Raw genomic sequence first — 19,443 nt, 5'->3', positions numbered from 1 at the left:
GGTGACGAAGCGGGGGAGGTTCGATCGAAATGCCTATCCTGCTCACAACCCGATCACCCGGTGACCCAGCAATGACCCAGCCCGTCCTCCTGTGGCTCCGCCAGGATTTGCGCCTCGCCGATCAGCCGGCGCTCGTCGCGGCGGCAGCGGAGGGGGCGGTGATCCCGGTATATATCCTCGATGACGAATCGCCCGGCGACTGGCGGATCGGCGGGGCGCAGCGGTGGTGGCTGCATCATTCGCTCACCTCGATCGCGGCGGCGCTGACCGCGAAGGGCTCGCGGCTGATCCTTCGCCGCGGCCGTGCCGTCGAGCAGCTTCGGGCACTGATCGAGGAAACCGGGGCGACCCACGTCCATGCGGTCCGGCATTACGAGCCCTGGTGGCGCGCGGCCGAGGACGAATTGGGCGATCTGCTGGTGCGCCATGAGGGCAATCACCTGGCGCCGCCCGAGGACGTCGTCACCGGATCGGGCGGGCAGTTCAAGGTCTTCTCGTCATTCTGGAAGGCGTTGTCGCAGGTCATGCCGCCTGCCGATCCGCTGCCCGCGCCCGATTCGATCGCGGCGCCATCGCGTTGGCCGAAGAGCGACCGGCTGGCCGACTGGGCGCTGCTGCCGACCGATCCCGACTGGTCCGCCGGCTTCGACGAGTGGACGGTCGGGGAGGATGCCGCGACCGACGCCGTCACGCGCTTCGTCGAACTGGCCGACGATTATGGCGAGGCGCGCAACCTGCCGGCGACGCAGGGCACCTCGCGGCTGTCGCCACACCTTCACTTCGGCGAGGTCAGTCCGCGCCAGGTCTGGCATGCGATCCACAGCCGGAGCGACGGCGCGACGACCTTCCGCAAGGAGCTCGCCTGGCGCGATTTTACCGATGGCGTGGTGCTGTCGCTGCCCGATTATGCCGAGAAGAACGGCCGCGCGGGGTTCGATCGGCTGCCGTGGCGCACCGGCGCGGCGGCCGAGACGGATCTGAAGGCGTGGCAGCAGGGGCGTACCGGCTACCCGATCGTCGACGCGGGGATGCGCCAGCTGTGGACGACGGGCTGGATGCACAACCGGGTGCGGATGATCGCGGCGAGCTTCCTGGTGAAGCATCTGCTGATCGACTGGCGCGAGGGCGAGCGCTGGTATTGGGACTGCCTGGTCGACGCCGATTACGGCAACAACGCGGTCAATTGGCAATGGATCGCGGGCACCGGGGTCGATTCGAACATGTTCAGCCGGATCATGGCGCCGCTCGGCCAGTCGGAGAAGTTCGGCGCCGGCGATTACATCCGGCAATGGGTGCCCGAACTTCGCGACGTGCCCGATCCCGCGATCCACGATCCCGACGAGCATGGTCGCCGCCCCAAGGCTTACCCCGCCAAGATCATCGGCCACCGCGAGGCGCGCGCCCGTGCGCTGGAGGCGCTGAAAAAGACCAAGTAGCGACCGATCGCGGGGTGAGGGACGCCATCCCCTTTCCTCGGACGCGGTCGTGCGGCATGAGCCGCGGCGATGAACGTGACCCAGCCGATCCCCGTCCCCGCCGCCGGCAAGCGATCGGCGCGGGTCGTCGCGCCGGTGTTCCACCGGTTGCTCGACCGGATCGACGCGGGGCTGCTGAGCGGCGGCATCGATGCGCGGCTGCCCGACGGCACGCACCGGTTGCTCGGCGGACGGGGCGAGGGTCCGGTGCCGATCGTGACGCTGCACCGCTGGCGCGCGTTGGTGCGGCTGACGACCGGCGGTTCGGTCGGCTGGTACGAGGGCTGGGCGGCGGGCGACTGGTCGAGCCCCGACCCGGTGCCGCTGTTCGACCTGTTCATGCGCAACCGCGTGGCGTTGGGCGATGCGGCGCGATCGGGCGCCACCACGCGCATCGCGGCGCGAACCTGGCGCTGGCTGCGCCGCAACCACCGGCGCGGCGCGCGGCGCAACGTCGCGGCGCATTACGATCTCGGCAACGATTTCTACCGCGAGTGGCTCGACGAGGGGATGACCTATTCGAGTGCGCTGTTCGCGTCACCCGATCAGTCGCTGGCGGCGGCGCAGGCGGCCAAGCTGCAGGCGATCCTCGATCGCACCGCGACCGCGCCGGGCGACACCATCCTGGAGATCGGCTGCGGCTGGGGATCGTTCGCGGCGCTCGCAGCGGCCGGGGGCCGCAAGGTCCGCGCGCTGACGCTGTCGACCGAGCAGAAGGCGGTGGTCGACGCGCAGGGGCTGCCGGGGGTCGCGGTCTCGCTGACCGATTATCGCGATGTCGACGGCACCTACGACGCGATCGCCAGCATCGAGATGGTCGAGGCGGTCGGGCAGGAATATTGGCCCGCTTATCTCGACACGATCGCACGGACGTTGAAACCGGGCGGGCATGCCGCGATCCAGTATATCGCGATCGCCGACGATGTGTTCGAGGCCTATGCCGACAGCATCGACTTCATCCAGCGCTACGTGTTTCCAGGCGGGATGCTGCTGTCGCGAAGCCGCTTCCGGGCGCTGGCCGAGGCGCGGGACTTGGTGTGGACCGACGAGGTGAGGTTCCCGCTGGATTACGCGGAGACGTTGCGGCGGTGGCGGGTGCGGTTCGATGCGGCGGTGGCGGACGGGCGGCTGCCGGCCCGGCTGGACGCGCGGTTCGTCGCGATGTGGCGCTACTATCTGATGTATTGCGAGGGTGGTTTTCGCGGGGGCGGGATCGACGTCGCGCAGGTGACGTTGGTCAAAGGATGACAATCCCTCCCTCGCTTTAGCGGGACCTCTGCGGAACACCCCCGTCACCCCGGACTCGATCCGGGGTCCCGCTAACCGCACGAAGCGGTTCGGGAATTTGGGAGAAAGCGGGACCCCGGATCAAGTCCGGGGTGACGATGATTAGGGGGGGGATCTCGCGACGACTGCGGCTCACCGAGCAGCCCTATCGAACGCGATACTTGATTTGGCGGGTCAGGAATTAGCCAACCCGCTCGCGGTGCCCGTCCTCGAACCCTGTCACCGCCAGCGCGACGATACGGTCCGCTACCACCTGCGGGTCCTTCACCGACGCTGGGTCTTCGCCGGGATAGGCACGGGCGCGCATCTTGGTGCGGGTGGCGCCGGGGTCGAGGATCATGGTGCGGATGCGGCTGATCTGCGCGACCTCGTCGCCGTACGCCAGCAGCAGCGTCTCGAACGCCGCCTTGGAGGCGCCGTACGCGCCCCAATAGGCGCGCGCGTCGCGACCGACGCTGGAGGTCACGCCGATCACGCGCGCGGCCTGCGACTGTTTCAGCATCGGATCGAATGCGGCGATCATGGCCGCCTGCGCGCTGACGTTGAGGGTCAGGACCTGCGCCAGCTCCTTGGGATCGATCGCGGGTACCGCCGCCAGCGAACCCAGCATCGCGGCGTTCAGCACCAGCACGTCGAGTGCCGTCCAGCGTTCGCCGATCGCGGTCGCGAGGCGTGCGATGCTGTCCGATTCGGCGAGATCGAGCGGTGCGATCGTCGCCGATCCCCCCGCGGCGAAGATCGTCTCTTCGACTTCCTCAAGCCCCTTGGCGGTGCGCGCGGTGAGGACGACGTGCGCCCCCGCGGCGCCGAGCGCGATCGCGGTGGCCGCGCCGATGCCGCGGCTCGCGCCGGTGACGAGCGCCAGCTGCCCGGCGAGAGGCTGAACGGTCAAACGATCCTCCGAATATCTAGATGACGCGCTCGGCGAGCAGCGCGAACTGATCGACCGACACGCTCTCGTCCTGGTCGGTGAGCGTGGTCGGGTAGTCGCCGGTGAAGCAGGCGTCGCAATATTTGGGGCGGATGTCGGCACGGTGCGCCTCACCCAGCGCCTTGTAGAGCCCGTCGATCGACACGAAGGCCAGGCTGTCGGCATGGATGAAGTCGGTCATCCCGCCGACGTCGTGCTTCGCCGCGAGCAGCTTGGCGCGTTCGGGGGTGTCGACCCCGTAGAAGCAGCTGTGCCGGGTCGGCGGGCTCGCGATCCGCATATGGACCTCCGCCGCGCCGGCATCGCGCATCATCTGCACGATTTTGAGGCTGGTGGTGCCGCGCACGATCGAATCGTCGACCAGGATGACGCGCTTGCCCTTGATCAGCGCGCGGTTGGCGTTGTGCTTCAGCTTGACGCCGAGATGGCGGACCTTGTCGCCGGGCTGGATGAAGGTGCGGCCGACATAATGCGAGCGGATGATGCCGAGCTCGAACGGGATGCCCGATGCCTGGGCATAGCCGATCGCGGCTGGCACGCCCGAATCGGGAACCGGGATGACGAGGTCGGCATCGACCGGCGATTCGGCCGCCAGCTGCGCGCCGATCTCCTTGCGCACGGTATAGACCGATTGATCGCCCGCGATCGAATCGGGGCGCGAGAAATACACCCATTCGAAGATGCAGGGCCGCGGCGCCATCGGCGTGAACGGGCGGATCGATCGGATCTCGTGACCCTGGACGATGATCAGCTCGCCCGGCTCGACGGTCCGATCGAAGGTCGCGCCGCAGACGTCGAGCGCGACGGTTTCCGACGCGAAGATCACCGCGCCGTCGAGCCGGCCCATCACCAGCGGGCGGATGCCGAGGGGATCGCGGCAGGCGATCATGCCCTCGGGCGTCATCACCACCAGCGAATAGGCGCCTTCGATCTGCTTCAACGCATCGATGAAGCGATCGAGCAGCGTGCGGTAGTTGGAGGTCGCGACGAGATGGATGATCGTCTCGGTATCGCTGGTCGACTGGAAGATCGAACCGCGTCGGACGAGTTCGCGGCGCAGGCGGATCGCGTTCGAGATGTTGCCGTTGTGCGCGATCGCGAAGCCGCCCGACTGCAGCTCGGCATAGAGCGGCTGGACGTTCCGGAGCGCAGTCTCACCGCTGGTCGAATAGCGGACATGCCCGCAGGCGACCTCTCCGGGCAGGGATCGAATGACGTCGTCGCGATCGAAATTGCCCGCGACATGACCCATTGCGCGATGGGTATGGAAATTCGTGCCGTCGAAGCTGGTGATCCCCGCGGCTTCCTGGCCGCGATGCTGAAGCGCATGCAGGCCGAGCGCGACCAGCGCGGCGGCGCTGGCGCCGTCGCTGCCGGACACGCCGAAGACGCCACACTCCTCGCGCAGCTTGTCGTCGTCATACGGATTGGTTGTCAGCATCGCGGGGTCGCTCACGTGGTGCATGCGGGCCCATAGCCGCTGTCGGCGGGCTTGTCGCCTCTTTGTCACATCGCTCGGGAGCGATCCGTCGCAAGGCGGGTTCTGGGCGGAGAGCAGGAGGAGCGGAACATGGCGAAGGACCACGGCGCGCAGATCAAAGACGACAAGCTGTACGAGGACCTGATCGCGCAGGGCAATTCCAAGGAGAAGGCGGCGCGGATCGCCAATGCCAAGGCGGCGGGAACGCTCCATCATCGGGGGACGACCCTCGAGGACCGCAGCAAGGCGGACCTGATGAAGGAGGCGCGGGAGATCGGGATCGAGGGTCGGTCGAAGCTGGACAAGGCCGGGTTGGTGAAGGCGATCCGGGGGCATGGGCGGTAAGCTCCCGGAGTTACCTCCCCCTCCGTCAGCCTGACGGCTGCCACCTCCCCCTTGCGGGGGAGGATCTAAATTCCTCCCTCGCGTAGCGGGGGAGGGGGACCGCTCGCGCAGCGAGTGGTGGAGGGGGTCTGTCCGCTGGACGCCGCCCTTTGATCGGCCGAACATTGTCCCCAGCCGACCGACCCCTTACCAACCCAGCCATGCCCGACCGTGACACCACCCTCGTCCTCGACCCGAAATACGACGCTGCCGGCCTGATCACCGCCGTCGTCGTCGATCGCCACGGCGCGCCGCTGATGGTCGCGCACATGAACTCCGAGGCGCTTGCCGCCACGCAGGCGACTGGCGAGGCGCATTTCTGGTCGCGCAGCCGGGCGCGGCTGTGGAAGAAAGGCGAGAGCTCCGGCAACGTGCTCCGTGTCGTCGAGCTGCGGATCGATTGCGACCAGGACGCGATCTGGATCGTCGCCGATCCCGCCGGACCCGCTTGCCACACCGGGGCGGACACCTGCTTCTACCGGCGTATCGAGGGTGACGATCTGGTGCGGATCGCGTGAGGGCGATCGTCATCGCCGCGTTGCTGCTCGCCGGCTGCGGCGATCGCGCGGGGCAGACGCAGGCGGACACGCCGGGCGCGCGGCTCGAGTCGGCGGCGCGGGAAGCGGGGCTGGTGCCGGGCGGGGAGACGGCGTCGCTGGTCGGGTCGTGGGGCCGCGACACCGACCGGCTCTGCGTGGTGCCCGGCAGCGGCGGCGACTACCGCGTCGGCGCAGTGGTCGATTATGGCGAGGGGCAGAGCTGCGCCGCCGCGGGCACCGCAGCTCGGTCGGGCGGCCGGCTCGATATCAGGTTCGGCGCCTGTCGCTTCGCTGCACGGATCGACGGCGACCGGATCGTCTTCCCGGCCGAGCTGCCGGTTGAATGCGAGCGCGTCTGCGCGGGGCGGGCATCGCTGGCAGCGGTCACCGTCGACCGGATCAGCGCCTCCGCCGCGGAAGCATCGACGCTACGGCTCGGCACGGGCAAGCCACTCTGCGGCGCTTGACGTTGACGTAAAGGAGAGGTAGGTGAGCAGCATGGCCTCCAGTCATGCCTATGCCGTCCTCGAACCGCGCGTCGACCGCGAGGATTTCTCGATATCGGATCTGTGCGCGGAGTTCGGCGTCACTGCGCGCGCGCTGCGCTTTTACGAGGACGAAGGGCTGATCGCGCCGCAGCGCCGCGGCACCCAGCGGATCTATTCTCATCGCGATCGCGCGCGGCTCGCCTGGATCCTGCGCGGCAAGCGCGTCGGCTTCAGCCTCGGCGAGATCCGCGAGATGATCGACCTCTACGATGTCGGCGACGGGCGGCGTCTGCAACGCCAGGTCGCGATCGATCGCGGCCGTGCGCGGATCGCGCTGCTCGAGGCGCAGAAGCACGACATCGATGCCGCGATTTCCGAACTCACCGATTTCGTCGACCTGCTCGAGGCGGGTCGCGCCCAGGATCACCAAGGATAAGCCATGCCCCAGTACACGCCCCCCGTCCGCGACACGCGCTTCGTGCTCGATCATGTCCTGAACCTCGGCAACTACGCCAACCTGCCGGGCTTCGAGGCCGCGACGCCCGACATCGTCGACGCGGTGCTGGAGGAGGGTGGGCGGTTCGTCGCCGACGTGCTGTTCCCGCTCAACCAGTCGGGCGACCAGGAGGGTTGCACCCGCCATGCCGACGGCAGCGTCACCACGCCGGCGGGCTTCAAGGAAGCGTATCAGCAATATGTCGAGAGCGGCTGGGCGACGCTCGGCAACCAGCCCGAATATGGCGGGCAGGGCATGCCGCACGTCGTCTCGACCGCGTTCCAGGAATACATGATCTCGTCGAACATGGCGTTCGCGATGTATCCGGGGCTCACCCATGGCGCGATCGCCGCGCTGATCGCCAAGGGCTCGGACGAGCAGAAGGCGATGTACGTGCCCAAGATGGTGTCGGGCGAATGGGGCGGGACGATGAACCTGACCGAGCCGCAGTGCGGCACCGATCTCGGCCTGATCCGCACCAAGGCCGAGCCGCAGGCCGACGGATCCTATGCGATCACCGGCACCAAGATTTTCATCTCGTCGGGCGAGCACGACCTGACCGAGAACATCATCCACCTGGTGCTCGCCAAGACCCCGGGCGCGCCCGACAGCTCCAAGGGCATCTCGCTGTTCGTGGTGCCCAAGTTCATGGTCGAGGCGGACGGCAGCCTCGGCGCGCGCAACGCGGTGACCTGCGGCTCGATCGAGCACAAGATGGGCATCCACGCCAATTCGACGTGCGTGATGAATTACGACGGCGCGATCGGCTGGCTGGTCGGCGACGAGATGAAGGGCCTTGCGGCGATGTTCATCATGATGAACGCGGCGCGGCTCGGCGTCGGGCTGCAGGGACTGGCGGTGGGCGAGACCGCCTATCAGAACGCGGTCGCCTATGCGGGCGATCGTCGCCAGGGCCGCGCGCTGACCGGCCCCAAGGAGCCGACCGAGAAGGCCGATCCGCTGTTCGTCCACCCCGACGTCCGCCGCATCCTGATGGAGGGCAAGGCGCTGACCGAGGGGCTTCGCGCGCTGTGCCTGTGGGGCGCGCTGCAGGTCGATCTCGAACATGTCGCGACCAGCGAGGAGGATCGCGAGGTCGCGGCCGACCTGATCGGGCTGCTGACCCCGGTGATCAAGGGCTACGGCACCGACAAGGGCTACGAGATCGCCACCAACGCGCAGCAGGTCTATGGCGGGCACGGCTACATCGCCGAATGGGGCATGGAGCAGTATGTCCGCGATGCGCGGATCGCGATGATCTACGAAGGCACCAACGGGGTGCAGGCGATGGACCTGGTCGGTCGCAAGCTGGCGCAGAATGGCGGCCGCGCGGTGCAGACGCTGTTCCGCATCGTCGGCGAGGAAGTCGCCGCGGCAAAAGCCGACCCCGCGACCGCGACGATCGCGACCGCGCTGGAACGCGCCAATGGCGAGCTACAAGCGGCGACGATGTGGTTCATGGCGAACGGCATGAAGAACCCGGACAATGTCGGCGCCGGGGCGACCAGCTATCTCCACCTGATGGGGATCGTCGCGGTCGGGCTGATGTGGCTGCGCATGGCGGTGGCGGCATCCGCGCTGAAGACGTCGGGCGACAGCGGGCAGTTCGGTGAAGGCTTCCTCGACGCCAAGCTGATGACGGCGCGCTTCTTCGCCGAGCGCATCGTGCCCGAAGCCGGCGCACTGCGGCGCAAGATCGAGGGCGGCGCGGAGTCGCTGATGGCGCTGCCGCCGGCGATGTTCCTGGCGGCATAAAGGACGCGCTACCGAGATCGGCGGCGCGCCCTTCATCGCGGACGGCCCTGAGGGTCGTCCGTCAACCGTCAACTCGGATCAGTTGCTGTCCGAATTGTCGTTGTCGTTCTCGTTATCGACGATCAGATAGGTCACGCCGGCGATGATGCCGGCACCGATCAGGAGCGGGATCGTGCTCGCGCCGCCGATCTTGTTCGACTTGGACGTCGTCGTTCCGGCGCGAACCGACTTGGCGACCGACAGGCTCGACGCCGGGTTGGTTGCCGTGGCGGCGCTCGCGGCGACCGGCGCTGCGACAAGTGCGAGGCCGGCTGAGGCCATCGCAAGCGATTTGAGGATCATGAGGTTCTCCGTTGCTGCAACATACACGTCGCAGGCGTCAGAACGGGTCGAACGCGGTCTTGTTCAAATATACTTTTGTAAACGGCTCTACTCAGGGCATTTTAGTGGCGGCCGCCGGCGGAGAAGGGGCCCGGGAGACCGGCGTAATCTTCGGCGATGACGTCGGTCCGGGTATTGCGGGTCTTGCCGATTGCGCCTTGCCGAGTGGCTTGATCACCAGGGGGCGATCCGGCGCCAACTGACTGACGGGTTCGATGATGGCGCTGGTACCAGGCCTGGCGTCCTTCACCCGCCGCACCCCACCGAGCTCGATCGGCGCGCGAGGCTCGCCCGCCGCGAGCGCTGGCGCGGCCACCACCGGCGATCCGGTCATCAGCACCTGCACCTTCATGCATTGGGTGGGATCGTTTCGCTTGATCTGCTGGCAGTTCCACAACGCCTTCTGGTAGCCCGTCGATCGGTCGCGCAGATAGCTGAAGGTCATCGTGGCGATCTGCTGAGGTTCGAGCGGCAGGGTCGCAGGCGTACGGGCGCGGTCGCTCCAGGCGGAGAATTTGCACAGCGGGCGGTCGCCGCAGGTCTGCTCGGCGAGTTGGGGGAAGCTCTCCGCGATCAGGCCGGCGGGTAGCGTCACGAGGAAGCTGTTGGGATCGCTGGCGAGCGGACCGGAAATCGTCCCGGTCGCGGCGGCGCCTTCGGCCAGCGCGGCGTCGGCCTCGGCGAGCGCGGCGCCGGTGCGATGCGCGTCGGAGATCGCGGCGAGCTGCGCGATTGCGGGTTCGCCCGCGATCTGGCGGCGGTCGAACGCCGGGGGCGTGCCCCACCAGCCCTCCCATCGGAAAAACAGGTGCGAGCCGACCGCAGCGAGCTTGACCAGGCTCGACTGCCAGTACGGCACCACCCAGTCGGTGTGGTAGTGCGTGGCATAGCCGACCGGCTTGTACACCGATCCGGCGAGCGCCGCGGCGGCGACCTCGCGGGCGCGGCGCCATCCGGCCTCGTTCGGCTTCCAGCGCGCGATCGCGCCGTCGCAGGTGAAGCTGAATTGGCAGCCGGTGCTGCGTTCGGAGCCCTCGAACACGACGCCGCACACCGTCTTGGGGAAGGCGGGGTGGCGCAACCGGTTGAGCACGACCTGCGCGACCGCACGCTCGCCCCGGGTGTCGTCGCCGGCCTCGTAGAGCACCGCGGTGGCGAGGCAATCGAGCGCGCGGGCGCGATCGTCGCCGGTGCCGGCGAAGCGGAACGGCCGCGCGGCGGGGTTTGGCGCGGTGGAGAAGGGAATCTGATCGTTATAGGCGCGGGCGTCGTCCATCGAGAGCCGGACGAACTCGACCGGCTCGACCGGCGGCAGCTCGGCCTGGGGCACGACTCGCTTGGGGGGCAGCGGCACGCGGACGCGATGGGGGATCGCGGGCGCGTGCGTCACCACATAGGCGGGCGCCGCGATCGCGAGGATCGCGACGCCGGAGAGGATCGCGCGCACCCGGGGGGTGACGCGCGCGGGAAGGGCGGGGCTCACTGTTCGGGCAGAAAATCCGGGACCGACAGATAGCGCTCGCCGGTGTCGTAGTTGAAGCCGAGCACGCGGGCGTCGTCGGGGAGGTCGGGCAGCTTCTGCAGGATCGCGGCGAGCGTCGCGCCCGAGCTGATGCCGACCAGCATGCCTTCCTCGGTCGCGGAACGGCGGGCCATGTCCTTGGCGACCGCCGCATCGACCTCGATCACGCCGTCGAGCGCCTGGGTGTGGAGATTGCGCGGGATGAACCCCGCACCGATACCCTGGATCGGATGCGGGCCGGGCTGACCGCCGGCGATCACCGGCGAGGCGGCGGGCTCGACCGCGAAGACCTTCAGCTGCGGCCAATGCTGCTTCAGCGTTTCGGCGACGCCGGTGATGTGGCCGCCGGTGCCGACCCCGGTGATCAGCACGTCGATCGGCGCATCGGCGAAGTCGGCGAGGATTTCCTGCGCGGTGGTGCGGACATGGACCTCGATGTTGGCGGGGTTCTCGAACTGCTGGGGCATCCAGCTGCCCGGGGTCTGATCGACCAGCTCCAGCGCGCGTTCGATCGCGCCCTTCATGCCCTTTTCGCGCGGCGTCAGGTCGAAGGTCGCACCATAGGCGAGCATTAGGCGGCGGCGCTCGAGCGACATGCTCTCGGGCATCACCAGCACGAGCTTGTAGCCCTTTACCGCGGCGACCATCGCCAGCCCGACGCCGGTGTTGCCGCTGGTGGGTTCGATGATGGTGCCGCCGGGCGTGAGGCTGCCGTCGGCCTCGGCCGCCTCGATCATCGCGAGCGCGATGCGATCCTTGATCGAGCCGCCGGGGTTCGACCGCTCCGATTTGATCCAGACCTCCGAATCGGGAAACAGCTTCGACATCCGAACGTGCGGGGTGTTGCCGATCGTATCGAGGATCGTGGTGGCTTTCATGGCGCAGGCTCCGGTTTGACTGGCGCGGGATCGATCAACGTCGCGGGCGGATCGAAGCTCCGGGCTTGGCGGATCGAGGGGAAGAGGAAGGTCCATAATAGGGTCACGACGATCGCTCCGCCACCACCGATCAGCACCGCGCCGACCGGGCCGAACCCGGCGGCGAGAAATCCCGATTCGGCCTCGCCGAGTTCGTTGGAGGCCGATATCGTCAGCTGCGACACCGCGCCTACCCGCCCGCGCATCTCGTCGGGAGTGTGGAGCTGGATCAGCGACTGGCGGATATACACCGAGAACATGTCCGCGGCGCCCGTCACCGCGAGCGCGAACAGGCTGAGCGGCATGCTGGTCGACAGCCCGAACGCGATCGTCGCGGCGCCGTAGACCAGCACCGACACCAGCATGCGCGGACCTACATTGTGCTTCAGCGGGCGGACCGAGAAGACCAACGCGACCGCGGCGGCGCCGACCGCGGGGGCGGCGGCGAGTTCGCTGAGTCCGGTCGGGCCGACTTTCAGGATGTCGTGCGCGTAGATCGGCAGCAGCGCACTGGTGCCTGCCAGGAACACCGCGAACAGATCGAGCGTGATCGTGCCGAGCACCAGCTTGTTCTGCCAGACATAGGCCATGCCGTCGGCGATCGCCTTCAGCGGGTGGGCGCGGCCGACCTGGTTGGCGCGGGGGACCTTGCCGATCATGAACATCGCGACCGCTGCGACGGCGAAAAGCGATGCGGCGAGGAAATAGGCGGCGGACGGGGTGCGCGCATAGGCATAGCCGCCGATCGCGGGGCCGATGATCGTGCCGACCTGCCACGAGATCGACGACAGCGCGATCGCGGTCGGCAGCACTTCGCGCGGCACGAGATTGGGCGCGAGCGCAGAGAAGGCAGGGCCGGCGAAGGCGCGCGCGACGCCGAGCAGCACGGCGATGCCGAACAGCACGGGCAGCGACATCGCGTTCTCGTAAGTCACCAGCGCCAGCGTCAGCGCGCACGCGAATTGCAGGGTGACGGTGAGCCGCGCGATCCAGCGGCGGTCGAATCGGTCGGCGACCAGCCCCGTCACCGGCGTCGTCACGAACAGCGGCAGGAACTGGAGCAGCCCGATCAACCCGAGCTGCGCGGCGGCGGCGCTGGGCGACATGGTCTGCCGCGCGATCGTGTAGGTCTGCCAGCCGATCACGATGATCATCGCGTTCTGCGCCAACGTCATCGCGAAGCGCGCGGCGAAATAGGCGCGGAAATTGGCGATCGTCAGGGGGTGCGGCGGGCGCGCGGCGGGAGCATCGGCGGTCGGCGAGGGTAGGGTCATCGCGCGCAGCCTTAATCGCCCGGACGCCCCGGCGACAACAACGCTTGCTTGGCCGTGCCCAACCGATCGGTACGCCGGATTGCCTTGCGCAATTGATGTTCGCGCCGTTGCCGGACTATAGGCAGCGCTCCTCCCCAAGGACCTTCGAGGTTTATACGTGGCAAAAGCCCCCGCTCTCTCCGCCGAACCCGCCATTCCGAACCGCGAGCGGCCGTCGGAACCGACGCCTTATCAGGCGACCCGCGACGAACTGATCGCGTTCTACAAGGAAATGCTGCTGATCCGCCGCTTCGAGGAGAAGGCCGGGCAGCTCTACGGACTCGGCCTGATCGGCGGCTTCTGCCACCTCTATATCGGCCAGGAAGCGGTCGCCGTCGGGCTGCAATCGGCGCTGTCGGACAAGGACAGCGTGATCACCGGCTATCGTGATCACGGCCATATGCTGTTGTGCGGGATCCCGCCGAAGGACGTGATGGCCGAGCTCACCGGCCGCGCTGCGGGGATCTCCAAGGGCAAGGGCGGTTCGATGCACATGTTCAGCGTCGAGCATAAATTCTACGGCGGCCACGGCATCGTCGGCGCGCAGGTGTCGCTCGGCACCGGGCTCGGCTTCAGCCACAAGTACAAGAATGACGGCGGCGTCTGCCTCGCCTATTTCGGCGACGGCGCGTCGAACCAGGGCCAGGTCTACGAGAGCTTCAACATGGCCGAGCTGTGGAAGCTGCCGGTGATCTACGTCATCGAGAACAACCAGTATGCGATGGGCACGTCTGTGAACCGCAGCAGCGCCGAGGATCAGCTGTATCGCCGCGGCGAGAGCTTCCGCATCCCCGGCATCCAGGTCGACGGCATGGACGTGCTCGCCTGCCGCGGCGCGGCGGAGGAGGCGCTCGCCTGGGTCCGCGCGGGCAAGGGGCCGATCATCCTCGAGATGAAGACCTATCGCTATCGCGGCCATTCGATGTCGGATCCCGCCAAGTATCGTAGCCGCGAAGAGGTGCAGGCGGTGCGCGAGAAGAGCGATCCGATCGAACACATCAAGAAGCTGCTCGCGGAACAGGGCGTGAAGGAAGACGAGTTGAAGCAGGTCGAGCAGGACATCCGCAAGCAGGTCAACGAGGCCGCCGATTTCGCGGAAAGCACCCCCGAGCCACAGGCGGGCGAGCTCTACACCGACGTGCTGGTGGAGTCGTACTGATGGGTATCGAGATCAAGATGCCCGCGCTTTCCCCGACGATGGAGGAGGGCACGCTGGCCAAGTGGCTCGTGAAGGAAGGCGATAGCGTCAAGTCTGGCGACATCATGGCCGAGATCGAGACCGACAAGGCGACGATGGAGTTCGAGGCGGTCGACGAGGGCGTGATCGGCAAGATCCTGATCGCCGAGGGCACCGACAATGTGAAGGTCGGCACCGTTATCGCCACGCTGAACGGCGAGGGCGAGGAACCGGGCGAGAAGGCGAGCGAGGCGACGCCTGCCGCCGCCGAGTCCGCGCCGCCAAGCGAAACGCCGTCGGACCAGAAGGCCGAGCCGGCGCTGCCCGATGCCCCGAAAAAGGCCGAGACCGGGACCACCCAGCTGGTCGCCGCTGCCGAGCAGAAGGGTCGCCTCGATCCCGCCGTTCCCGCGGGCACCGAGATGGTCAAGCTCACCCTGCGCGAGGCGCTGCGCGACGCGATGGCCGAGGAAATGCGCCGCGACGACCGCGTCTTCGTGATGGGCGAGGAGGTCGCGCAGTATCAGGGTGCGTACAAGGTCACGCAGGGGCTGCTCGACGAGTTCGGCGACGCACGTGTGATCGACACGCCGATCACCGAATATGGCTTCGCGGGGGTCGGCACCGGCGCGGCGATGGGCGGTTTGCGGCCGATCGTCGAGTTCATGACCTTCAACTTCGCGATGCAGGCGATCGATCACATCGTGAACTCTGCGGCGAAGACCAACTATATGTCGGGCGGCCAGATGCGTTGCCCGATCGTGTTCCGCGGCCCCAATGGCGCGGCTTCGCGAGTCGGCGCGCAGCATTCGCAGAATTATGCGCCCTGGTATGCGAGCGTCCCCGGGCTGATCGTGATCGCGCCCTACGACGCCGCCGATGCCAAGGGCCTGCTGAAGGCCGCGATCCGCACCGAGGATCCGGTCGTCTTCCTCGAGAACGAGCTGCTCTACGGTCGCACCTTCGAGATCCCGAAGCTCGACGACTGGGTGCTGCCGATCGGCAAGGCGCGGACGATGCGCGAGGGCAAGGACGTGACGCTGGTCAGCTATTCGATCGGCGTCGGCCTTGCGCTCGACGCCGCCGAGACGCTGGCGGGCGAGGGGATCGATTGCGAGGTCATCGACCTGCGCACGCTGCGCCCGCTCGACAAGCAGGCGGTGCTCACCAGCCTCGCCAAGACCAACCGGATGGTCGTCGTCGAGGAAGGCTGGCCGACCTGCTCGATCGCGTCGGAGATCATCTCGATCTGCATGGAAGAGGGCTTCGACGACCTCGACGCTCCGGTCATGCGCGTGGCGAACGAGGACGTACCGCTGCCCTATGCGGCGAACCTGGAGAAGGACGCGCTGATCAGCGTGGACAAGATCCTGGCGACCGTACGGAAGGTCCTGCATCGGGGGTGAGGGGGTACAGGAGTTACCTCCCCCTCCGTCACCGCTGCGCGGCGCCAACTCGCCCCTTGGTGGGGGAGGAGTTTAGATCCTCCCTCGCTTCAGCGGGGGAAGGGGACCGCTCGCGGACCAAGTGCTGGAGGGAGCGTTTCCGCCGGACGCCATCGACGTGTTGGCCCTACCCGTTATCCAGCGGGATCTTGTCCGACGCGCGCGGGCTCATGATCATCTGTTCCTTCAGCGGGATCGTGCCGAGGACGCCGCTCGCGATGATCGGCGTGTAGGTATAGACGATCTGGCTGACGATCAGCGACGTGCTGTTCTGCTTGATCGTCGTCGGCAGCGTGAAGGCCGAATTCACCGCCAGCGCCGAGGTGTTCTTGCCGCGGCTCCAGGCGACCTTGCTGATACCCTTGTCGTCGGTGTCAATCTGCGACACCGTCATCTGTGCCGCCGACGGCTGGTAGGGCGACATCACCTGCTGGCTGGCGTTGAGGATCATGTCGAGGTCCGAGTTCGACACCTTGGTATAGCGGGTGGTGAGATCGCTGATCGTGCGGGTCGCGAGCGTGACCTTGCGATAGGCGAACAGCGCGTCGCTGAGCTGGTACCCGCCGACGAACAACAGCATCAGGATCGGCACCGAAAAGGCGAATTCGATCAGCGCGACGCCGCCTTCGTCGTGCCGTAGATCGGCCGAGCGGCGGCGCATCATCGTGGCGGCGCGGGCGATCATGAGTAGAACTCCGTCTTGAACACCGAGGTGGCGATCAGCAGGCGCTTGCCCCCGCTGAGCGTCGACAGGTCGAAGCCGAGCGGCCCTCGCGCGGTATCCCACACGTACATCGTCTTCACGATGACGATGTCGCCGGGTACGCCGGCATTGTACGACCAGGCGTTGTTAGGCTGGCCGGACGCATTGTAGGTGATGGTCGGCGACGCGATGTTGGCGGCGGAGAAGCTGGTGGCGACGCTGACGTCCACCATCAGATTGGCGCATTTCATGAACGTCGGCAGCTGCGCGCAGGTCAGTGCCTTGAAGTCGGCCGCGGACATCTTCGCCTGCTGCGCCTCGCCGGTCATCAGCACGCGGGTGCTCTTTTCGGCCGCGGTTTCCAGATTCTGTTGCGCGAAGAAGGTGAGGCTGACCTGGAGGATCGCGATCAGCAACGCCATCAGCGGCCCGGCGACGAACGCGAATTCGATGATCGTGACGCCGCGCCGATCGCGGCCGAAGCGGCGCAGCGACGCAGTTGCGCCGAGGCGGAGCGGTCGGATACGGGCTAACGGGTTCGGCAACGGGACAGCTCCAATCGATCACCGAAAATACCGGCCCATGATTACCAATCCCTCAACGGCGGAACGGCCGGCGGAGGACGATCGTGGCTGAGCTCCGTAGCGAGGCGCAGCGGCTGGTGCTGCGGCATGCGCCGGCAGGTGCGCGCGAGGCGGTCGCGGTGCTGTTCGCGCTCGACGAGCGGTTGGGCGACATCGTGCGATCGACCCGCGAGCCGCTGGTCGGCCAGATGCGGCTGACCTGGTGGCGCGACGCCCTGACCGCGCTGGACGAGCGACAGCCCGCCCCCGCCGAGCCGGTGCTGGTCGAGGTGCGACGCCTGCTGTTGCCGCGCGGCGTGTCGGGCGCGGCGCTGGCGCCGATGGCGGAGGGGTGGATGATGATCCTGCACGATGGCTATGCGAGCGACGGCAGCCTGGCCGACTATGCGGTCTTGCGCGGGGGTACGCTGTTCGCGGCGGCGGCGCGGGTGCTGGGTGCGGCGGAGGTCGCGATGCTCCACGAAGCGGGGCGGGGCTGGGCCTTGGGCGATCTCGCTGCCAACATTTCGTCGGCGACCGATGCGGTGGCGGTACGTACGGATGCAGATGTTGCGCTAAGCTTGGCGTTCTCTTCGAGATGGAGCAAAGCACTTCGCCCAATCGGACTGCTGGCATTACTGATGATGCTTGATGCTGATACTGTCAGTGCTTACGTAAAGATACGTAGAGTGTTGTCGTTTAGGATGTTTGGCCGCTGAATCATTGCGTCGTCGTGTGCGTCTGTTATCCTCCTTGCAAAGGGAGGGAACGATGATGTGGCGCTATCTGGCAGGGGCGGGGGCGATCTCGGCGACGGTGGTCGCGGGGATCCTGGTCGTCGGGCGCGAGCAGCCCAAGGCGGCGGTGCTGCCGATTCGGCCGGTCGCGACGCAGGGGGAACGCGCGGCCGCGCTGCCCGACGCAGCGCCGGAGGCGACCGCCGAGACCCGCGAACAACGGCGCTTCGGGCGCTACGACAAGGACGAAAATGGGGGCATTACCCGCGACGAATATCTCGCCCAACGCCGCAAGGCGTTCGCGCGGCTCGACACCGACGGTGATGGCAAGCTGTCGTTCGAGGAATGGGCGGTTAAGGCGACCACCAAGTTCACCGCTGCGGATCGCGACCGATCGGGCGCGATGACCCCCGCCGAGTTCGCGACCACCGCGGTCAAGCGGAAACCGGCTCCGCGCTGTCCGCCGGCACGAGCACAGGGGACGGACGAGGAGGGTTGATCCAGTCGGCGAGCGCGGCGCGCGCGCGATCGGTGTAGACGCGCTTGCGGTCGGCCTTCTTGCGGCCCTCGACCGGGGGGAACAACCCGAAATTGACGTTCATCGGCTGATATGTCGCGGCTTCCGCGCCGCCGGTGATGTGGCCCAGCAACGCGCCGAGGGCGGTTGTGACCGGCGGCGGCGCGATCGTCGCGCCGGCCAGATCGGCGGCGGCGAACCGACCCGCAAGCAGCCCGATCGCGGCGCTCTCGATATAGCCCTCGCACCCGGTGATCTGGCCGGCGAAGCGGATGTTGGGGAGCGACTTCAGCCGCAGCGTTCCGTCGAGCAGTTCTGGCGAGCGAATGAAGGTGTTGCGGTGCAGCCCGCCCAGCCGCGCGAATTCGGCATTCTGCAGCCCGGGGATGGTGCGGAACAGCCGTACCTGCTCGGCATGCTTGAGCTTGGTCTGGAAGCCGACAATGTTCCACAAGGTCGCCTGGGCATTGTCCTGGCGCAGCTGGACGACGGCATAGGGCCAGCGGCCGGTCTTGGGATCGTCGAGCCCGACCGGCTTCATCGGGCCGTAGCGCAGCGTGTCGACCCCGCGCTCCGCCATCACCTCGATCGGCATGCAGCCGTCGAAATAGGGCGTGTCCTTTTCCCATTCCTTGAAGGCGGACTTCTCGCCCGCGATCAGCCCGGCGTGGAAGGCGAGGTATTCGTCCTTCGTCATCGGGCAGTTGATGTAATCCTTGGTCTCGCCCTTGTCCCAGCGCGAGGCGAACCAGGCGATCTCCATGTCGATCGATTCGCGGTGGACGATCGGCGCCAGCGCATCGAAGAAGGCGAGCGCCTCGCGCCCCGTCGCGTCGCCGATCGCGCCCGCGAGCGAGGCGCCGGTCAGCGGCCCGGTCGCGATGATCGCGGGGCCGGCGGGCAGGGCGTCGACCCGTTCGCGGACGAGATCGAGGTTGGGGTGCGCAGCGATCGCATCGGTGACGCTGGCCGAGAACAGGTCGCGATCGACCGCCAGCGCCGATCCCGCGGGCACGCGGTGGCGATCCGCCTCGCGCATGATCAGCGAACCGAGGGTGCGGAGTTCCTGGTGGAGCAGCCCGACGGCGTTGCTCTCCGCGTCGTCCGAGCGGAAGCTGTTGGAACAGACCAGTTCGGCGAGCCCGTCGGTGCGGTGCGCGGGTGTCTCTTCGCCCCCGCCGCGCATTTCCGACAGGCGGACCCTGTGCCCGGCCTCCGCCAATTGCCAGGCGGCCTCGGATCCGGCGAGCCCGCCGCCGATGATGTGGATGTCGTGGGTCATGCCTGCGTCGATACGCTGCCGCGCTTGCCGTGTCAGGCCCGCAATGCCACC

The 19,443-nt window shown here is 67.6% G+C and carries 20 protein-coding genes; 11 read left to right on the top strand and 9 right to left on the bottom strand.

The genetic code is table 11. The annotated features are described in order from the left end of the window. Positions 1-71 precede the first annotated feature (71 nt). Both ACT009_RS04640 and ACT009_RS04635 read left to right on the top strand, forming a co-directional pair. Positions 72-1,436, top strand: a complete 1,365-nt coding sequence (locus ACT009_RS04640; RefSeq protein WP_445193195.1) for a cryptochrome/photolyase family protein — start codon at positions 72-74, stop codon at positions 1,434-1,436. A gap of 69 nt (positions 1,437-1,505) precedes the next feature. Continuing rightward, a complete protein-coding gene (locus ACT009_RS04635; protein WP_445193194.1) occupies positions 1,506-2,723 on the top strand; it encodes a class I SAM-dependent methyltransferase in 1,218 nt (405 codons plus the stop codon). A gap of 220 nt (positions 2,724-2,943) precedes the next feature. On the opposite strand, the gene ACT009_RS04630 is transcribed toward ACT009_RS04635, so the two are convergent. After that, positions 2,944-3,654 (bottom strand): SDR family NAD(P)-dependent oxidoreductase, encoded by a 711-nt coding sequence (locus ACT009_RS04630; protein ID WP_445193193.1) that lies wholly within the window; start codon positions 3,652-3,654, stop codon positions 2,944-2,946. 16 nt (positions 3,655-3,670) lie between these two features. After that, positions 3,671-5,134, bottom strand: a complete 1,464-nt coding sequence (gene purF / locus ACT009_RS04625) for an amidophosphoribosyltransferase (RefSeq protein WP_445194016.1) — start codon at positions 5,132-5,134, stop codon at positions 3,671-3,673. 129 nt (positions 5,135-5,263) lie between these two features. On the opposite strand from purF, the gene ACT009_RS04620 reads away from it, so the two are divergent. From ACT009_RS04620 to ACT009_RS04600, 5 genes are all read left to right on the top strand, one after another. Then, a complete protein-coding gene (locus tag ACT009_RS04620) occupies positions 5,264-5,518 on the top strand; it encodes a DUF7218 family protein (RefSeq protein ID WP_445193192.1) in 255 nt (84 codons plus the stop codon). A 200-nt stretch (positions 5,519-5,718) separates the two neighbouring features. Then, entirely contained in the window at positions 5,719-6,075 is a 357-nt protein-coding gene (hisI, locus tag ACT009_RS04615) for a phosphoribosyl-AMP cyclohydrolase (RefSeq protein WP_445193191.1), read from the top strand. Continuing rightward, positions 6,072-6,563 (top strand): hypothetical protein, encoded by a 492-nt coding sequence (locus ACT009_RS04610; protein WP_445193190.1) that lies wholly within the window; start codon positions 6,072-6,074, stop codon positions 6,561-6,563. Before hisI ends, ACT009_RS04610 begins: the two co-directional genes overlap by 4 nt. Before the next feature lie 31 nt (positions 6,564-6,594). Beyond that, the gene (locus ACT009_RS04605; RefSeq protein WP_445194015.1) at positions 6,595-7,020 is read left to right on the top strand and encodes a MerR family transcriptional regulator; all 426 of its coding nucleotides are present in this window, start codon (positions 6,595-6,597) and stop codon (positions 7,018-7,020) included. A 3-nt stretch (positions 7,021-7,023) separates the two neighbouring features. Continuing rightward, positions 7,024-8,835: an acyl-CoA dehydrogenase C-terminal domain-containing protein gene (locus tag ACT009_RS04600; RefSeq protein WP_445193189.1), complete on the top strand. Its 1,812-nt coding sequence runs from the start codon at positions 7,024-7,026 to the stop codon at positions 8,833-8,835. Positions 8,836-8,913: 78 nt separating this feature from the next. Here the strand turns inward: ACT009_RS04600 and ACT009_RS04595 are convergent, their stop codons facing one another. The 4 genes from ACT009_RS04595 to ACT009_RS04580 all read right to left on the bottom strand — a co-directional run bounded on the left by ACT009_RS04595 (position 8,914) and on the right by ACT009_RS04580 (position 12,929). Further along, positions 8,914-9,177, bottom strand: coding sequence for a hypothetical protein (locus tag ACT009_RS04595; RefSeq protein ID WP_445193188.1), 264 nt, complete (start codon positions 9,175-9,177; stop codon positions 8,914-8,916). A gap of 91 nt (positions 9,178-9,268) precedes the next feature. After that, a complete protein-coding gene (locus ACT009_RS04590) occupies positions 9,269-10,699 on the bottom strand; it encodes a cell wall hydrolase (protein WP_445193187.1) in 1,431 nt (476 codons plus the stop codon). Further along, a complete protein-coding gene (gene cysK, locus ACT009_RS04585; RefSeq protein ID WP_445193186.1) occupies positions 10,696-11,616 on the bottom strand; it encodes a cysteine synthase A in 921 nt (306 codons plus the stop codon). The genes ACT009_RS04590 and cysK overlap by 4 nt, the downstream gene beginning before the upstream one ends. Beyond that, on the bottom strand, positions 11,613-12,929 hold the full coding sequence (locus ACT009_RS04580) for an MFS transporter (RefSeq protein ID WP_445193185.1): 1,317 nt from the start codon (positions 12,927-12,929) through the stop codon (positions 11,613-11,615). The genes cysK and ACT009_RS04580 overlap by 4 nt, the downstream gene beginning before the upstream one ends. A 157-nt stretch (positions 12,930-13,086) precedes the next feature. Here ACT009_RS04580 and pdhA point away from each other — a divergent pair, with 157 nt between their 5' ends. Both pdhA and ACT009_RS04570 read left to right on the top strand, forming a co-directional pair. Then, positions 13,087-14,127, top strand: a complete 1,041-nt coding sequence (gene pdhA / locus ACT009_RS04575; protein ID WP_445193184.1) for a pyruvate dehydrogenase (acetyl-transferring) E1 component subunit alpha — start codon at positions 13,087-13,089, stop codon at positions 14,125-14,127. Next, positions 14,127-15,551 (top strand): pyruvate dehydrogenase complex E1 component subunit beta, encoded by a 1,425-nt coding sequence (locus ACT009_RS04570; protein WP_445193183.1) that lies wholly within the window; start codon positions 14,127-14,129, stop codon positions 15,549-15,551. The genes pdhA and ACT009_RS04570 overlap by 1 nt, the downstream gene beginning before the upstream one ends. A 166-nt stretch (positions 15,552-15,717) precedes the next feature. Here the strand turns inward: ACT009_RS04570 and ACT009_RS04565 are convergent, their stop codons facing one another. Both ACT009_RS04565 and ACT009_RS04560 read right to left on the bottom strand, forming a co-directional pair. Beyond that, on the bottom strand, positions 15,718-16,275 hold the full coding sequence (locus ACT009_RS04565; RefSeq protein ID WP_445193182.1) for a TadE/TadG family type IV pilus assembly protein: 558 nt from the start codon (positions 16,273-16,275) through the stop codon (positions 15,718-15,720). Further along, on the bottom strand, positions 16,272-16,838 hold the full coding sequence (locus ACT009_RS04560) for a TadE/TadG family type IV pilus assembly protein (protein ID WP_445193181.1): 567 nt from the start codon (positions 16,836-16,838) through the stop codon (positions 16,272-16,274). Before ACT009_RS04560 ends, ACT009_RS04565 begins: the two co-directional genes overlap by 4 nt. 83 nt (positions 16,839-16,921) lie before the next feature. Between ACT009_RS04560 and ACT009_RS04555 the strand changes: the two genes are divergently transcribed. Both ACT009_RS04555 and ACT009_RS04550 read left to right on the top strand, forming a co-directional pair. Beyond that, entirely contained in the window at positions 16,922-17,575 is a 654-nt protein-coding gene (locus ACT009_RS04555) for a squalene/phytoene synthase family protein (protein ID WP_445193180.1), read from the top strand. A 52-nt stretch (positions 17,576-17,627) separates the two neighbouring features. Further along, positions 17,628-18,092: an EF-hand domain-containing protein gene (locus tag ACT009_RS04550; RefSeq protein WP_445193179.1), complete on the top strand. Its 465-nt coding sequence runs from the start codon at positions 17,628-17,630 to the stop codon at positions 18,090-18,092. Here the strand turns inward: ACT009_RS04550 and trmFO are convergent. Next, positions 18,028-19,392 (bottom strand): methylenetetrahydrofolate--tRNA-(uracil(54)-C(5))-methyltransferase (FADH(2)-oxidizing) TrmFO, encoded by a 1,365-nt coding sequence (trmFO, locus tag ACT009_RS04545; RefSeq protein ID WP_445193178.1) that lies wholly within the window; start codon positions 19,390-19,392, stop codon positions 18,028-18,030. The two genes, ACT009_RS04550 and trmFO, sit on opposite strands and share 65 nt — an antisense overlap. Positions 19,393-19,443: the final 51 nt, after the last annotated feature.

This window comes from Sphingomonas sp. Tas61C01 (assembly GCF_052567495.1).
This window is presented reverse-complemented; position numbering and strand designations above follow the sequence as displayed.

Bases quoted from the DNA above. Each gene is read 5' to 3' on its own strand.
- ACT009_RS04570 (WP_445193183.1), top strand. From the start codon at position 14,127: ATGGGTATCGAGATCAAGATGCCCGCGCTTTCCCCGACGATGGAGGAG.
- ACT009_RS04635 (WP_445193194.1), top strand. From the start codon at position 1,506: ATGAACGTGACCCAGCCGATCCCCGTCCCCGCCGCCGGCAAGCGATCG.
- ACT009_RS04580 (WP_445193185.1), bottom strand. From the start codon at position 12,929: ATGACCCTACCCTCGCCGACCGCCGATGCTCCCGCCGCGCGCCCGCCG.
- purF (WP_445194016.1), bottom strand. From the start codon at position 5,134: ATGCTGACAACCAATCCGTATGACGACGACAAGCTGCGCGAGGAGTGT.
- ACT009_RS04605 (WP_445194015.1), top strand. From the start codon at position 6,595: ATGGCCTCCAGTCATGCCTATGCCGTCCTCGAACCGCGCGTCGACCGC.
- trmFO (WP_445193178.1), bottom strand. From the start codon at position 19,392: ATGACCCACGACATCCACATCATCGGCGGCGGGCTCGCCGGATCCGAG.
- ACT009_RS04600 (WP_445193189.1), top strand. From the start codon at position 7,024: ATGCCCCAGTACACGCCCCCCGTCCGCGACACGCGCTTCGTGCTCGAT.
- ACT009_RS04595 (WP_445193188.1), bottom strand. From the start codon at position 9,177: ATGATCCTCAAATCGCTTGCGATGGCCTCAGCCGGCCTCGCACTTGTC.
- ACT009_RS04620 (WP_445193192.1), top strand. From the start codon at position 5,264: ATGGCGAAGGACCACGGCGCGCAGATCAAAGACGACAAGCTGTACGAG.
- ACT009_RS04550 (WP_445193179.1), top strand. From the start codon at position 17,628: ATGATGTGGCGCTATCTGGCAGGGGCGGGGGCGATCTCGGCGACGGTG.
- cysK (WP_445193186.1), bottom strand. From the start codon at position 11,616: ATGAAAGCCACCACGATCCTCGATACGATCGGCAACACCCCGCACGTT.
- ACT009_RS04565 (WP_445193182.1), bottom strand. From the start codon at position 16,275: ATGATCGCCCGCGCCGCCACGATGATGCGCCGCCGCTCGGCCGATCTA.
- ACT009_RS04640 (WP_445193195.1), top strand. From the start codon at position 72: ATGACCCAGCCCGTCCTCCTGTGGCTCCGCCAGGATTTGCGCCTCGCC.
- hisI (WP_445193191.1), top strand. From the start codon at position 5,719: ATGCCCGACCGTGACACCACCCTCGTCCTCGACCCGAAATACGACGCT.